The following is a 14,621-nucleotide window of genomic DNA, read 5'->3' on the forward strand; positions in this document are numbered from 1 at the left end:
ATGCCGCAGAAGTTCTGAATTTTTGCCACAAAGAAAACACCGATTGCAGGCCTAACTGGCGGCATTATTAGGGATCCAAAAAATTCGGCTGAGCAGCCTTCAAAAATTTCATCCAGATCTTGGCCCACGACGTATCTCGTGAACCGAGACACTACATAGCAGCGTCGCGACGCTGCACGACCGCGCGCAGAAAAGGGCTTTCGCAGGCATGCCGACGACCTTCAATTGGATTTATCTGGACAAATCCAACAGCTTCATCGACCCCTATGAAGGCAACTCCAACATGGAGAATTACAATGCCTTCCGCGGGACCACCTTCGGGTCAAGCACGGATCCCCTGTATCAGCATGTCGTCTCGGCAACGACCGTGGATAATGGCGGCACAACCGGCGCTCTGGATACCAACAACAACGCTTCAAATGACCAGATCATCACCCGAACGACGCCCGGCTCGGCCACCCAGACGCTGACCTATGACGGCCTTGTGGTTTATGACGCCACGCTCACATACGCCGATGGCACCACCGCGACGGTCAGCGCGGTTTTGGTGCAGACGACCGATGGCAGCTTATTTCTTGCGCCAGAGATTTCGAACAATGACGACACGAAGGCCTATGAAGCAAAGCCGATCCGTTCGATCACGATGAACTCGGCCCAGAGCTACTCAAATACCAACCTCGCGGCGGATCGCTACCAGACGGGCTTCGATGATGGCTATGTCGATGGCACCGCAGGCAATGATATGATCGACGCGAACTATGTCGAGCCGATTGCGGGCGGCAGCGACAAGATCGACAATAACGATGCGGGCCTGCCCGGCTCGAGCGGCAATGACGATTACGTCCGCGCGGGTGCGGGCAATGACACGGTGCTCGCGGGGCTTGGCAATGACACGGTCGAGGGCGGCACCGGAAACGACTCGATTGATGGCGGCGCGGGAAACGACTCGCTGCTCGGTCAGGATGGCAACGACACACTGCTGGGCGGCGCAGGCAATGACACGCTCGTCGGGGGCGCGGGCAACGACTCGCTCTCAGGCGGCGCTGGCAATGATTCCCTGTCAGGCGGTGACGGGGCCGACACGCTCTCGGGCGGTGACGGCAGTGACACGCTTTCGGGCGGTGATGGCAATGACACGCTCGACGGCGGCGCTGGCAATGACATCCTTGAAGGCGGAACCGGAGCCGATGTCCTCAATGCTGGCGCCGGGATGGACTACGCCTCCTATGTCAACAGCGCCTCGGGGGTGAACGTCAACCTCGCAAGCGGTGTCGGCACGGGCGGTGATGCCGAGGGCGACAGGCTCACGGGCGTCGACGGGCTGTTCGGCTCGAATTTCAACGACACGCTGGTCGGCTATGACGGCTTTTCCGACGACCCCGACAACGGCTACACGAACGTCTTTTACGGCAATGGCGGCGATGACTATATCGACGGTGCGGGCGGCGATGACAGCCTCTATGGCGGGATCGGAAACGACACGGTGCTTGGCGGATCGGGCAACGACGTCGTCGATGGCGGGTCGGGCAATGACAGCCTGTCGGGCGGATCGGGCAATGACACGCTTACCGGCGGGAGCGGCAATGACACGCTCGATGGCGGGTCGGGCGCCGATCTGCTTCAGGGCGGCGACGATGCGGATGTCTTCGTCGATCTGACCGATGGCGACACGGTCGATGGCGGCGAGGGCGGGAATGACTATGACACGCTCGATCTGCGCAATTGGGGCAAGGCGCTCACCAATATCACCTTCGACGACCCCAACAATCGCGAGAACGGGACGGTCCAGTTTCTCGACACTGACGGCAATGTCGTGGGCTCGATGGGCTTCACAAATATCGAGAAGGTCATCCCCTGCTTCACCCCCGGCACCCGGATCGCGACCGATCAGGGCGAATGTCTGGTTGAGGATCTGCAGCCGGGCGACCGCGTGCTCACCCGCGACAACGGCTTTCAGGACATCCGCTGGATCGGCTCGCGCAGCCTCAACTGGGCGCAGTTGCAAGCCAACCCCGCCTATCGTCCGGTCATCATCCCCGCCGGAGCCTTCGGCCCCGATCAGCCAGAGCGCGAGATGCGCGTCTCGCCCCAGCATCGCATCTTGCTGACAGGCCATTTCACCGAGCTGCTCTGCGGCGAGACCGAAGCGCTGGCGGCGGCATCCCACTTTGACGGAATCGACGGCATCGCAATCGACCGCGGCGCGCATAAGGTGACCTATATCCACCTGATGTTCGACGCCCATCAGATCGTTTTGTCAGATGGCCTGTGGACCGAGAGCTTCCAACCCGGTGCGGCGACCCTCAAGGAACTCGAATCCGAGCAGCGGCGCGAATTGCTGGGCCTGTTCCCCGAACTGGCCCAAGGCACGGCGAGCTACCCCGCCGCCCGGCCCAGCCTCAAACGACACGAGTCGCGCCTCGCCATCGCGGCCTGAGGACACGGCCCCACGGCAGTCACGATCAAGCCCGCTCAAGGCCGCGCCCTCCAGCGCGGCTTCTGCACGGCCCAAAGGGGCGCGGCGCAAGCCCATGCTTGCCTCGCCCCTCTCTCTTTCGATAGGACAAAAGGCACAAGATCGATCCGCACCTCGGGGTATGACGCCTGCCTCTGCCCGGTGGCCCTATTGCATTCGCACGAGGAGACGCCCGACCATGAACCAGCCCAATATTCTCATCCTGATGGTGGATCAGCTCAACGGCACCCTGTTTCCCGATGGCCCGGCGGAGTGGCTGCATTTGCCGCATCTCAAGAAACTGGCCGAGAAATCCGTGCGCTTTGCGAATGCCTATACCGGCTCGCCTCTCTGTGCGCCGGGACGGGCCGCGTTCATGTCGGGCCAGCTTCCCTCGCGCAACGGGGTCTATGACAACGCCGCCGAGTTCCGCTCGGACATTCCGACCTATGCCCACCACCTGCGCCGCGCGGGCTACCAGACCTGCCTGTCGGGCAAGATGCATTTCGTAGGCCCCGATCAGCTTCATGGCTTCGAAGAGCGCCTGACCACCGATATCTACCCGGCCGATTTCGGCTGGACGCCGGATTACCGCAAGCCCGGTGAGCGGATCGACTGGTGGTATCATAATATGGGCTCGGTCACCGGCGCGGGCGTTGCCGAGATCTCGAACCAGATGGAATATGACGACAACGTCGCCCATGAAGCCAAGATGAAGCTCTACGATCTGGCGCGGGGCAATGATGCGCGCCCATGGATGCTCACCGTGTCCTTCACCCATCCGCATGACCCCTATGTCGCGCGCAAGAAATACTGGGATCTCTACGAGGAGTGCGCCCATCTCGAACCCGAATATGGCGCGATCCCCTACGAGGAGCAGGACGCCCATTCGAAGCGCATTTTCGATGCCAATGACTGGCGCGAATATGACATCACGCGCGAGGATGTGCGCCGCTCGCGCCGCGCCTATTTCGCCAATCTCAGCTATCTCGACGACAAGATCGGTGAACTGCTGCAGGTGGTCGAGGATACGCGGCAGGAAACGGTCATCGTGTTTTGCTCGGATCACGGCGACATGCTGGGCGAGCGCGGGCTCTGGTTCAAGATGAGCTTTTACGAGGGCTCGGCGCGGGTGCCGATGATGATCTGCGCGCCGGGGCTGGAACCGGGACGGGTGAGCGACCCGGTCTCGACCATCGATCTCACCCCGACGCTCTGCGATCTGGCGGGGATCTCGCTCGACGAGATCGCGCCGTGGATCGACGGGCAAAGCGTGCTGCCGCAGGCACGTGGCGCGGCTCGCGCGGAGGCTGTGCGGATCGAATATGCAGCCGAGGCTTCTTACGCGCCACTCGTGAGCCTGCGCAAAGGCCGCTACAAGCTCAACCTGTGCAGCCTCGATCCCGACCAGCTGTTCGATCTTGAGGCAGACCCGCATGAGCGCAAAAATCTGGCGGACGATCCTGAGCATGCCGAGCCGCTCGCCGCGCTGAAATCTGAAGCCGCCGAGCGCTGGGATCTGGCGCGCTTTGACGCGGAGGTCCGTGCCAGTCAGGCCCGGCGCTGGGTCGTCTATGACGCGCTACGCCAAGGCGGGCATTACCCGTGGGACTACCAGCCGCTCAAGAACGCGTCCGAGGCCTATATGCGCAACCACATGGATCTCAACGATCTCGAAGAGCGCAAACGCTTTCCGCGCGGCGAATGAGGGCGCGCCAGATCACACAGGACTGATCGCCTTTCCGGAACCACCCGTCGCCCTATCCTGTTGGCCAAGCAACGACACAAAGGAGACGGCAATGAGTGTTCCGATGATCACCCTCAACGATGGCACCAAGATCCCGCAGTTGGGCCTTGGCGTCTGGAAAATGCCCGAGGAGGAAACCCCGGGCCTGATCATGAGCGCGCTCAACAACGGGTATCGTCATATCGACACCGCCGCCGCCTATGGCAACGAAGCGGGCGTCGGACGCGGGATCTTGGAATCGGGCGTGCCGCGCGACGAGATCTTCATCACCACCAAGCTTTGGAATGACCGCCAAGGCTATGACGAGACCCTGCGTGCCTTTGACGAGAGCATGGGCAAGCTGGGCCTCGAAACGCTGGATCTTTACCTGATCCACTGGCCGATGCCCAACCGGGGCCACTATGTCGACACTTGGAAGGCCTTCGTGAAGCTGCAACAGGAGGGCCGCATTCGCGCCATCGGCGTGTCGAACTTCCTGCCCGAGCATCTTGAGCGCCTGATTGACGAAACCGGCATCACCCCGGCGCTGAACCAAGTGGAGCTGCATCCGCGCTTCCAGCAATCAGCGCAGCGCGCCGCGCACGCCAAGCTTGGCATCGCCACCGAATGCTGGTCGCCATTGGGCCAAGGCGAGGCGCTGTCGAACCCGGTTCTGACCGAGATCGCCTCGCGTCACGGCAAATCGGTGGCGCAGGTGATCCTGCGCTGGCAGGTGCAACTGGGCTGCATCACAATCCCCAAAAGTTCCAATCACGACCGGATGCGGGAAAACATCACGATCTTCGATTTCGAGCTTTCCGATGCGGAGATGGCCCGGATCAAGGATCTCGACGCCGCCGACGGGCGGATCGGGTCGGACCCGGCCACCGCCGATTTCTAAGCTTCGGATCTTTTGAAACAGACCCGCGTGGGCGCGCTAATGCCCGCCCACGCCTTTGCGGATACGCCGGACCATCAGCCACACAAGGCCGATCACCACCGGCGTCAGCCCCGCAATCATCAGCTCTTTGCTAAAGCCGAAATGCCGCGCGACCGGATAGGCCAGATAACCCGCAAGACTGACCGCGTAATAGCTGATCGCAACCACCGACAGCCCCTCGACCGTGTGCTGCAGGCGCAATTGCAGATCCGCGCGGCGATCCATGCTTTCCAGCACCTGCTGGTTATGCGCCGAGCGTTCCACATCCACACGCGTGCGCAGCAATTCCCCCGCGCGCGCGGCCCGCGCCGCCATCTGCTGCAGCCGGGTTTCGGCGGATTTCACGGTACGCACCGCCGGATCATAGCGCCGCGCCATGAACTCGCCGAGCATCTGCCGTCCCCCGAACCGCGTCTCACGCAGGCTCTCGACCCGGTCGCGCACGATGGCCTCATAAGCGCCCGTCGCGGAAAAGCGGAACGAGAACTGCACCGCTAGGCTCTCGAGATCGGCTGAGATCGACAAAAGCTGATGCAACGTCTGCTCGGCCGAGCGCGCATCATCGCCCATCCCCTCGACCAGCTCGCTCAGTTTTGGGTCCAGCGCGTTGAGCCGCTCCGAGAGGCTGCGCGCCCGCGACAGCCCAAGCATCGACATCGCCCGATAGGTCTCCAGCTCGCAGATCCGCTGGACCACGCGTCCGACACGGTCCTCCCCGGTGCCCGGTCGCACGAAAAGCGCAAATCGCATCTGGCCGTTCGGATCGATCCGGAAATCACCCGCGATCACCACCGCCTCTTCCAGCACCCAGGTGCAGACAAGGCTTTCATGAACGAACCAGTCGTCCAGCAGCGGCTCGATCAACGCGGGGTCGTCGGGCAAGGTCTCGATGCGGATCTGCACCGCAGCCAGCCGCCCGCCCGGCGCCGCCGTCGTCCAGCTTCTGGGAAAGACCTCCGTCTCGGCAGGATCGAAGGGCCGCGAGGCGCAGCCCGGCGCAAAGGCCAGGTAGGTCGTGAATTCGGTATGGCTTTCCCATTTCAGCGCATGCCGCCCGATCTCGCCCGCGTAATGGGTGATCCCCGGCTCGGGCAGGCCTGCGGCACTGCGGGTCAGCAGATCGACCAGATGCGCGTGATCTTTCGCACGGTCGCGATTGGCCGCATCATGCGGCTCTTTGAAGGCGAGATAGAGCGCACGTCCCGGCACCGGGATCCGCGGGAACGGTCTGGCATGCAGCTCATTGACCAGCGCATAGCGCTGAGGGTGATCGTCAAACGGGTCCATCGCAACAGTCCTGCAGCTATTCCAGGCAGCGTATCGAGCACGCCCCGCCATACCAGCTTGAAAACAAGCCCGTTCAGATATGCAAACGCAGGTCTTGCAATTGTGTCACAAGCGCCGCCCCCGGCCCTGTGCCAAAAGCCGCGCGCTATTGGCCGCTCAGATCCCGATCCGGTCGCGCATCGCGTACCAGCTCATGGCGAGTGCGAGCAGCGGGCTGCGCAGCATGCCGCCACCGGGGAAGCTGGGCACCTTGAGCGTACCCATCAGATCGAAGCGCTCGGCCTGACCGGCCACGGCCTCAGCCATGATCTTGCCCGCGAGCGTCGCCATGGCGACCCCGTGCCCCGAAAAACCGCTCGCCGAGAGCGCGTTTTTGAGGGGCCGCGCGAAATAGGGCATGCGCGAGCGGGTGATCGCGAGCGTGCCGCCCCAAGCATAATCGATCCGCGCATCGGCCAGCCCGGGATAGACCTCGAGCATTGGCTTGCGCACCGTCTTGAGAATATCGGGAAAGCGGTAGCCATAGCTTTCGCCGCCGCCGAACAGCAGCCGGTTATCTTCAGACAGACGCCAGTAATTGACCACGAACTTTGTATCGGCCACGGCGACATTCTCGCGCAAGACCTCGGAGACGCGCTCGCCCAGGGGCTCCGTTGCGACGATGAAATTGTTGATCGGCATCACATGCGAGGCCACGCGCGGGGCAAGCTGCCCCAGATAGCCATTGCCCGCGAAGATCAGGTGATCGGCCTCGACATGGCCGTGGCGCGTCTGGACCCGCAGCGGCGCACCGGGGCGGATGTGATGGACATGCGAGGTCTCGTGGATCGTGACCCCCGCCCGCTCGCAGGCCAGCGCGAGGCCCTGCGCATAGTTGAGCGGATGAAGATGCCCCGCCCCTCGGTCGATGTCCCCGCCCAGATAGGCGTCGGAGGGCAGAATGGCACGCAGCGCGTCGCGATCCAGCGGCGTCACCTGATCATAGCCGTAGTCGCGCGCCAGCCGCTCGGCCATCGCCTTTGAGTGATCCACCTCGGATTGCGTCCGGCAGGCGTGGACAATGCCGGGATGAAAAGTCACCGGGATCTCGTTCGTGGCGATCAGGTCGCGCACAAGCTGCTTGGCTTCCTCTCCGAAATCCCACAACCGCCGGGCCGTGGCGGGGCCGTATTCGGCCTCCAGATCGTCCTGCTCCAACCGCTGCCCCGAGCCCACCTGCCCGCCATTGCGCCCGCTGGCGCCAAAGCCCACGCGATGCGCCTCAAGCAGCGTCACGCCAAAGCCGCGCTGCGCGAGATGCAGCGCCGCCGACAGGCCGGTAAAGCCGCCGCCCACGACACAGACATCGCAGCGCTTCTGCCCGGTCAATTCGGGCCAGCGCCGGTCGCTCAGCGCGGTCGCGGCATAATAGCTCGGCGCGTGCTCGCCCTGTTTGTCATTGGCGAAAAGCAGATCCATAGGTCACACGTTCAGCAAGAGATGCTCGCGCTCCCACGGGCTGATGACTTGCAAGAACTCTTTGTATTCGTTGCGTTTCACCGCCTCATAGACTGCGCAGAACTCTGTGCCCAATGTCTCTTGAATGGCCTCGTTGCCCGCGAAAAGATCCAAGGCATCGCCCAAGTTTACCGGCACATCCTCGGCCGACATATAGGCATCGCCGATACATTCTGGCTTGGGCATCTGGCGCTGCTTGAGCCCGATATAGGCACAGGCCAGCGTCGCTGCGAGCCCCAGATAGGGGTTGCAATCCATCCCCGCCAGACGGTTCTCGATGCGGCGCGCGCCCGGCCCCGAGATCGGCACGCGCAGGCCCGTCGTGCGGTTATCGCGGCCCCATTCAAGATTGATGGGCGCTGCGAAATCAGGAACGTAGCGGCGATAGCTGTTCACATAGGGCGCAAGCAGCGCGATCACCGAGGGCAGATGCGTTTGCAGCCCTGCGATGCAATGCATGAAGGCTTCGGTTTCGCCGCCATCCTTTTGCGAAAAGATGTTATCGCCGGTCTTAATGTCGATCACCGACTGGTGGATATGCATCGCCGAGCCCGGTTCGCCCTCGATCGGCTTGGCCATGAACGTGGCAAAGCAATCATGGCGCAGCGCCGCCTCGCGGATCAGACGCTTGAAGTAGAAGATCTCATCGGCCAGCGTCACCGGATCGCCATGGGCAAGGTTGATCTCGATCTGGCCCGCGCCGCCTTCTTGCAAGATCCCGTCGATCTCAAGGCCCTGCGCCTCGGCAAAGTCATAGATATCGTCGATCACCTTGCCATATTCATCGACCGCCGACATCGAATAGGCCTGCTTGGCTGCCGCCCGGCGCCCCGAGCGCCCCATCGGCGGAATGATCGGCTGGTTCGGATCGACATTGCGCGCGACCAAGAAGAATTCCATCTCCGGCGCCACGACCGGCTTCCAACCCTCAGCCTCATAAAGCGCCACGACGCGTTTGAGCACGTTGCGCGGCGCGATTGGCACCGGATTGCCCTGCTGATCCTCGACATCATGGATGATCTGCAAGGTCCAATCCGCGGTCCAAGGCGCGGCCGTCGCGGTCGAGAAATCGGGCTTGAGGATCATATCCGGCTCGGTGAACGCCCCCGAAGGGTTGTCGGTCCACTCGCCGGTGATCGTTTGCAAAAAGATCGAATTGGGCAGGAAGAACTGGTCCTGAAACTGGAATTTCGAGGCCGGCATCGCCTTGCCCCGGGCAACGCCTGCAATATCGGCGACGATGCACTCCACCTCATCCAGCCTGCGCCCTTCGAGATACTCACGGGCGGCTTTCGGGATCTGCTTGGTCCAATCTTTCATCTGTCAGCTTTCCGGGTGCGCGCGCACCCTGTCTTGCAAGAAAAACTCGGCAATCATGGCGGCGATACGCTGCGCGCCGTTGGGCTTGCCGAGCCGTTGGGCTGCGGCCTGCATAACGGGTTCGGGCACGACACCACGCCCCCGCGCGGCCATCAGACCCTCGACAAATTCGTCGCGAAATTCAGGATGCGCCTGCACCGTGAAGGCGCGATCCGAATAGATCAGCGCCGGATAGGCACAAAACTCATTCTGCGCGAGCGGTCGGGCACCGGGGGGCAGCTCCGTCACCTGATCTTGGTGCCAAGCGTTGAGCGTGATCGCCTCGCCCCCGAAATCATAGACCTGCGGACCGACAGCCCAGCCGCCCTGATATTTCTCGACCTTACCGCCCAGCGCCTGCGCAATGATCTGATGCCCAAAGCAGATGCCGACAAGCGGCACGCCTTCGGCAACAGCCTTGCGGATGAACTCTTCAAGCGGCGCGATGAAGGGGTGATCTTCATAGGCGCCGTGGCGCGATCCGGTGATCAGCCAGCCCTCCGCGTCATGCACATCGGCGGGCAACTCCATATGTTCGACATCGTAGCGGATGAACCGCAACCCGCGCCCTTCGAGCAGGGTTTCGAACATATCCGGGTAATCCCCCGAGGCCTCGCGCAATACGTCGGGCGCTTGGCCGGTTTGAAGGATTCCGATTTTCATAACGTCTCCGCACGCTTGTCTGCGGGGAAACCCGCCACTGCGCGAGAGGCTAATGCGGCCCGCGAGCCGCCGCAAGGGGGACGCCGCGCGCCTGCACGCGAACGTGCTACAGAGCCACGCCGTGCCGCCCCGCGAGATCGGTGAAGAACTGCCACGCGACCCGGCCAGAGCGCGCCCCGCGCGTCGCCTGCCATTCGATCGCCTCGGCGCGCAACTGCTCGGGCGCGACAGAGACCCCATAGGCCTCGCAATAGCCCTTGATCATCGCAAGATAGGCATCCTGACCGCAGGCGTGGAAGCCCAGCCAAAGCCCGAACCGATCCGAGAGCGAGACTTTCTCTTCGACCGCCTCAGAGGGGTTGATCGCCGTCGAGCGCTCATTCTCGATCATGTCGCGCGGCATCAGGTGACGGCGGTTCGAGGTGGCATAGAGGATCACGTTGTCGGGCCGCCCCTCGATCCCGCCATCCAGCACCGCCTTGAGCGATTTGTAATGCTGATCGTCATTCGAAAAGCTCAGATCGTCGCAAAACAGGATGAACCGCATTCCCGGGGCCGCGCGCAGATGCGCCAAAAGCCGGCCGACCGAGGGCAGATCCTCGCGGGCCAGCTCCACCAGCTTGAGCGGCAGGCCCTCAGCAACCGCGGCCGCATGGGCCGCCTTCACCAGCGAGGATTTCCCCATGCCGCGCGCGCCCCAAAGCAGCGCGTTATTCGCAGCCGCTCCGCGCGCGAATTGCAGCGTGTTGGCCAGCAGCGTGTCGCGCGCCCGGTCAATGCCATGCAGCAGCCCCAGATCGACGCGCGACACCCGCGCCACGGGCTCCAAACGGTCGGGCGCGGTGTGCCAGATATAGGCCTCGGCGCTTGTGAAATCGGGCGCAGGCTGGGGGGCGGGTGCGAGGCGCTCAAGCGCCTCGGCGATCCGGGTCAATGTCGTGTCGTTCACAGCCGTCCCTCGTCTTCGCCTTCGCCCTCATCCTCGTCATCGAGGTCGATCCAAGTGCCCTCGGCGCGCATCCGGGCCTCGCGGGTCTTCTCGATCCGTTTCACCAGCTGGATCGAAATCTCATAAAGACCATAGACCACGGTGAACAGGATGACCTGACTGATCACATCGGGCGGAGTCGCAATGGCAGCCACGATCAGGATCGCCACGACCGCATATTTGCGCATCGCCCCCAGCCCCTGCGACGAGACCAGCCCTGCCTTACCCATCAGCGACAGAAGAACCGGAAGCTGGAAGCAGATCCCGAAAGCCATCACGAATTTGATGGTGAGCGAGAGATACTCCTGCACCGAGCCCTGAAACCCGATCGAGGCCATCTCGTTATGGCCCGTATGCGCCCCGATCTCACCTTGCTGGAAGCCAAGGAAGAAATTGAAGGCCAGCGGCAGGATCACGTAATAAGCAAAGGCCGCGCCCAGGAAGAACATGACCGGCGAGGCGATCAGGAACGGCAGAAAGGCCGATTTCTCATTCTTGTAGAGCCCCGGCGCCACGAAGCGCCACATCTGGAACGCGATCACCGGGAAGGACAGTGCAAAGCCCCCGAGGAAGGAGATATTGATCGCGACGAAGAAGCCTTCTTGCAGCTTGATCAGATACAACCCGCAGGCCTCGCCCCGGCTCTCAAGCGCGGTACAGACCGGATGGGTCAGGAAATTGAAGATCGGGTTCCAGACCGCGTAGCACACAACCATCGCGGCGATGAACGCAGCAAGCGAGTAAAGGATGCGCGTGCGCAGTTCAGCGAGATGCTCGATCAGCGGCGCGGCGCTGCCTTCCATCTCCATCTCATCCTGATCGCTCATGCTTGGTCCTTCTTGGGCGCGGCTTTCGCAGCCTTGGCCTTCTTGGCCGCCGGTTTCTTGGCCGTGGCAGATTTCGCGGCTGTCGTCTTAGCGGCTGCCGGTTTCGCTGCTGTTGTTTTACCCGTGGTCGATTTCGACGCGGCTTTGGCAGCGGGTTTCTTGGCGGCAGGCTTCTTCGCCGCCGCAGGTTTACGCGCCGTGCCGGTCTTGGCGGCAGGCTTTGCAGCCGGGGCGGCGGTGTCCTTCGCAACGGATTCCGTCGCGGTCTCGGCCAGCGCGGATGCCGGTTTGGGCGGCGCGGCCTCCGGGTCCGGAACCAGCCCTGCGGTCTTGGACCGGGCGCTCGGCGCCTTGGGGTCCCATTTCTCGAAACTATCCGCGGCCCGCTCCAGCGCATCAAGACCGAGCGCCTTTTTCGAGGTCAACGATTTCAGATCGCGCACCGAGCCCGCGGCTTCATCGAGACCGCTATCCTTCGCCGCATCCTCCATCGCGGAGGAGAACTCGCGCGCCATGGATTTGGCCTTGGCGGTGAACCGGCCAAGCTGATGAAACATCTTGGGCAGGTCTTTTGGCCCCACCACAATCAGCGCCACAACGCCGATCACAAGAAGCTCACTCCATCCGATATCGAACATGCGAATTCAGGCCCTCCGGCCACAGCTATCGAGAAAGCATCCCATCTGCGACGGGACGCACCTGCGGTCTCAGACCTTGTCTTTATCCGCTTTCGGCGTGACGTCACGAACCTGCGCATCGTCGTCATTCGAGGCGTTCTCGATCTCGTCGGTGCCGTCTTTCACGCCTTTCTTGAAGGACGTGATCCCCTTGCCGACTTCGCCCATCAGCGAGGAAATCTTGCCGCGCCCGAACAGCACCAGAACCACGACCGCGATCAGCAACAGGCCAGGAAGGCCGATATTGTTAAGCATTGTCTTCTCCCTCTGGCACGGGCCCGCCGCCCATACCCTACATTCAGGTTCATCATTTAGGCCCATGTTCTGCGCGATCCTAGACAAATTCGGCCCCCGCCACGGCCCAGGGCGCAGGTTACTGACAGTTCATTGTCAGTTGCCCTCGAAGCAGCTAGGGTCAACCGACAACAAACTGTCAGGAGCTCCCCCCGATGACCCGCGACGAGCGGCTGCAACAGATCATCGCAATTCTGCGCGACGGAAAAATGCACCGCGCCCGTGACCTTGCCGCAGAGCTGGGCGTCTCCGAGCGCACGATCTGGCGCGATATGGCCGAGATCTCGGCCTATGGCGTGCCCGTCGAGGGAGAGCGAGGTGTGGGTTATATCCTCCGGCGCGCCGTGGCCTTGCCCGCGCTGGTGCTGACGCGCGAAGAGATGGCCGCGCTCGATCATCTTCTGGTGCTGGCCGAGCAGGTCAGCGATCCGCAAATCGCGGCGGGCGCTGCAAGCCTTGCCGCCAAGATCCGCATCGCCCTGCCCCCCGCCCAAAGCGCCGCGCCACCCGAGACAGCCGACGCGCCCGATCCGGGGCTGGCGGACGACCCGCCAAGAGGCTAGGTTGCGAAAAACCCCGGAGGATCCGTGTCAGGCGCCGAATATATCACCGCTTTCGTGACCCTGTTCGTCATTGTCGACCCGATCGGGCTGACGCCGGTTTTCGTGGCGCTCACGCCGGGCTTCGATGCCCGCGCGCGCCTGCGCATCGCAATCCGCGCGATCGCGATCGGGGCGATCTTGCTGACACTGTTCGGGATCTTTGGCGACAATATCCTCGCCGGGATCGGGATCTCGATGCCCGCCTTCCGCATTGCGGGCGGTATCCTTCTGTTCCTGACCGCGCTCGACATGTTGTTCGAGCGGCGCACGAAGCGGCGCGAAAAGCAAGGCGAGGATTACGAGGACGAGCCCGAGCAAGACCCCTCCGTCTTCCCGCTGGCCACGCCCCTGATCGCAGGCCCCGGCGCAATGGCCACGATGATCCTGCTGGCCGGGCGCGATGGCGGCGATTGGGTCAATGTGCTCGCTGTGCTGCTGGTGATGGCGGCGGTGCTGGGCTGCGTGATGGTGATGTTCCTGCTGGCCTCACCGATCGAGCGCGCGCTGGGGCGCACCGGCACGATGGTGGTCACCCGACTGCTGGGGATGCTGCTGGCCGCTCTCGCGGTGCAGTTCATCCTCGACGGTCTGCGCGGTGCCGGATTGATGGGGCTGTCAGGATAGTCGCACCCTCTGGGAAACCCACTGCGACCTGCCTACATTCAAGATAGGTGCGGGGTGTCAGGGGATCCGATGTTGGACACGATTTTTAGCGAGTATGGCGGGCGGTTGCTCTATCTGGGTCTGCTTTTGGTGGCGGTGGGCGGCTACGTCGTGCTCGAGCTGTTCCGCCGTCCCGGCAAGACCTTGCAGCATGCTGCCGTCTGGGGGCTGATCTTCATGGGGGTTCTGGCAGGCGCAGGCCTGTGGTCCGACATTCAGCGTCAGGTCACGGTGCCCGATCAGGCGGTCATGCGCGATGGGCGCATCGTGGTGGATCAGGCGCCCGACGGGCATTACTACCTGACCGCGCAGGTCAATGGCACGCCTGTGCGCTTCGTGGTCGATACCGGGGCGAGCCGGATCGTGTTGACCCAGCGCGCCGCGCAACGCGCAGGCATCGACACCGAGGGGCTGGCCTATATCGGGCAGGCCTCGACCGCGAACGGGATCGTGGCCACGGCACCCATCCGCATCAAGAGCTTCGATCTCGGCCCGATCCACGACCAGAACCTGCGCGCGGTGGTCAATCGCGGCGAGATGAGCACGTCGCTTCTGGGCATGACCTATCTGACGAAATTCGCTAAGGTCGAGTTTTCGCGCGGCCAGTTGGTGCTGGAGCGGTAGCGGCCAAACCAAAGGCACG

At 63.0% G+C, this 14,621-nt stretch carries 14 protein-coding genes; 6 read left to right on the forward strand and 8 right to left on the reverse strand.

The window, feature by feature from the left end; all coding sequences use genetic code 11:
- Positions 1 to 208 precede the first annotated feature (208 nt).
- The 3 genes from DL1_RS22220 (at position 209) to DL1_RS06350 (ending at position 5,082) form a co-directional block, all read left to right on the forward strand.
- Entirely contained in the window at positions 209 to 2,437 is a 2,229-nt protein-coding gene (locus DL1_RS22220; protein WP_038063930.1) for a Hint domain-containing protein, read from the forward strand.
- Positions 2,438 to 2,654: 217 nt separating this feature from the next.
- Complete coding sequence (gene betC / locus DL1_RS06345) at positions 2,655 to 4,163, forward strand: choline-sulfatase (protein ID WP_038063931.1); 1,509 nt, start codon at positions 2,655 to 2,657, stop codon at positions 4,161 to 4,163.
- Positions 4,164 to 4,254: 91 nt separating this feature from the next.
- Complete coding sequence (locus DL1_RS06350; RefSeq protein ID WP_038063934.1) at positions 4,255 to 5,082, forward strand: aldo/keto reductase; 828 nt, start codon at positions 4,255 to 4,257, stop codon at positions 5,080 to 5,082.
- A 36-nt stretch (positions 5,083 to 5,118) separates the two neighbouring features.
- On the opposite strand, the gene DL1_RS06355 is transcribed toward DL1_RS06350, so the two are convergent.
- The 8 genes from DL1_RS06355 to tatA all read right to left on the reverse strand — a co-directional run bounded on the left by DL1_RS06355 (position 5,119) and on the right by tatA (position 12,674).
- Entirely contained in the window at positions 5,119 to 6,408 is a 1,290-nt protein-coding gene (locus tag DL1_RS06355; RefSeq protein WP_038063936.1) for a DUF3422 family protein, read from the reverse strand.
- A 156-nt stretch (positions 6,409 to 6,564) separates the two neighbouring features.
- The gene (locus tag DL1_RS06360; protein ID WP_038063937.1) at positions 6,565 to 7,866 is read right to left on the reverse strand and encodes an NAD(P)/FAD-dependent oxidoreductase; all 1,302 of its coding nucleotides are present in this window, start codon (positions 7,864 to 7,866) and stop codon (positions 6,565 to 6,567) included.
- 3 nt (positions 7,867 to 7,869) lie between these two features.
- Entirely contained in the window at positions 7,870 to 9,225 is a 1,356-nt protein-coding gene (locus DL1_RS06365) for a glutamine synthetase family protein (RefSeq protein ID WP_038063939.1), read from the reverse strand.
- Positions 9,226 to 9,228: 3 nt separating this feature from the next.
- Positions 9,229 to 9,927 (reverse strand): type 1 glutamine amidotransferase, encoded by a 699-nt coding sequence (locus DL1_RS06370; protein WP_038063941.1) that lies wholly within the window; start codon positions 9,925 to 9,927, stop codon positions 9,229 to 9,231.
- A gap of 106 nt (positions 9,928 to 10,033) precedes the next feature.
- Entirely contained in the window at positions 10,034 to 10,876 is an 843-nt protein-coding gene (locus DL1_RS06375) for an ATP-binding protein (protein ID WP_038063942.1), read from the reverse strand.
- Complete coding sequence (tatC, locus tag DL1_RS06380; RefSeq protein ID WP_038063944.1) at positions 10,873 to 11,742, reverse strand: twin-arginine translocase subunit TatC; 870 nt, start codon at positions 11,740 to 11,742, stop codon at positions 10,873 to 10,875. The genes DL1_RS06375 and tatC overlap by 4 nt, the downstream gene beginning before the upstream one ends.
- Positions 11,739 to 12,380: a Sec-independent protein translocase protein TatB gene (gene tatB, locus DL1_RS06385; RefSeq protein ID WP_038063947.1), complete on the reverse strand. Its 642-nt coding sequence runs from the start codon at positions 12,378 to 12,380 to the stop codon at positions 11,739 to 11,741. The genes tatC and tatB overlap by 4 nt, the downstream gene beginning before the upstream one ends.
- Before the next feature lie 69 nt (positions 12,381 to 12,449).
- Complete coding sequence (gene tatA / locus DL1_RS06390; protein ID WP_038063949.1) at positions 12,450 to 12,674, reverse strand: twin-arginine translocase TatA/TatE family subunit; 225 nt, start codon at positions 12,672 to 12,674, stop codon at positions 12,450 to 12,452.
- 194 nt (positions 12,675 to 12,868) lie between these two features.
- On the opposite strand from tatA, the gene DL1_RS06395 reads away from it, so the two are divergent.
- The 3 genes from DL1_RS06395 (at position 12,869) to DL1_RS06405 (ending at position 14,602) form a co-directional block, all read left to right on the forward strand.
- Positions 12,869 to 13,276 carry a helix-turn-helix transcriptional regulator gene (locus DL1_RS06395; RefSeq protein WP_051693370.1) on the forward strand — a complete coding sequence of 136 codons (408 nt, stop codon included), beginning with the start codon at positions 12,869 to 12,871 and terminating at the stop codon, positions 13,274 to 13,276.
- 24 nt (positions 13,277 to 13,300) lie between these two features.
- A complete protein-coding gene (locus DL1_RS06400) occupies positions 13,301 to 13,939 on the forward strand; it encodes a MarC family protein (protein ID WP_038063951.1) in 639 nt (212 codons plus the stop codon).
- A 69-nt stretch (positions 13,940 to 14,008) separates the two neighbouring features.
- Complete coding sequence (locus DL1_RS06405) at positions 14,009 to 14,602, forward strand: retropepsin-like aspartic protease family protein (RefSeq protein WP_038063953.1); 594 nt, start codon at positions 14,009 to 14,011, stop codon at positions 14,600 to 14,602.
- Positions 14,603 to 14,621 lie beyond the last annotated feature (19 nt).

Source organism: Thioclava dalianensis (assembly GCF_000715505.1).
Classification (GTDB): domain Bacteria; phylum Pseudomonadota; class Alphaproteobacteria; order Rhodobacterales; family Rhodobacteraceae; genus Thioclava; species Thioclava dalianensis.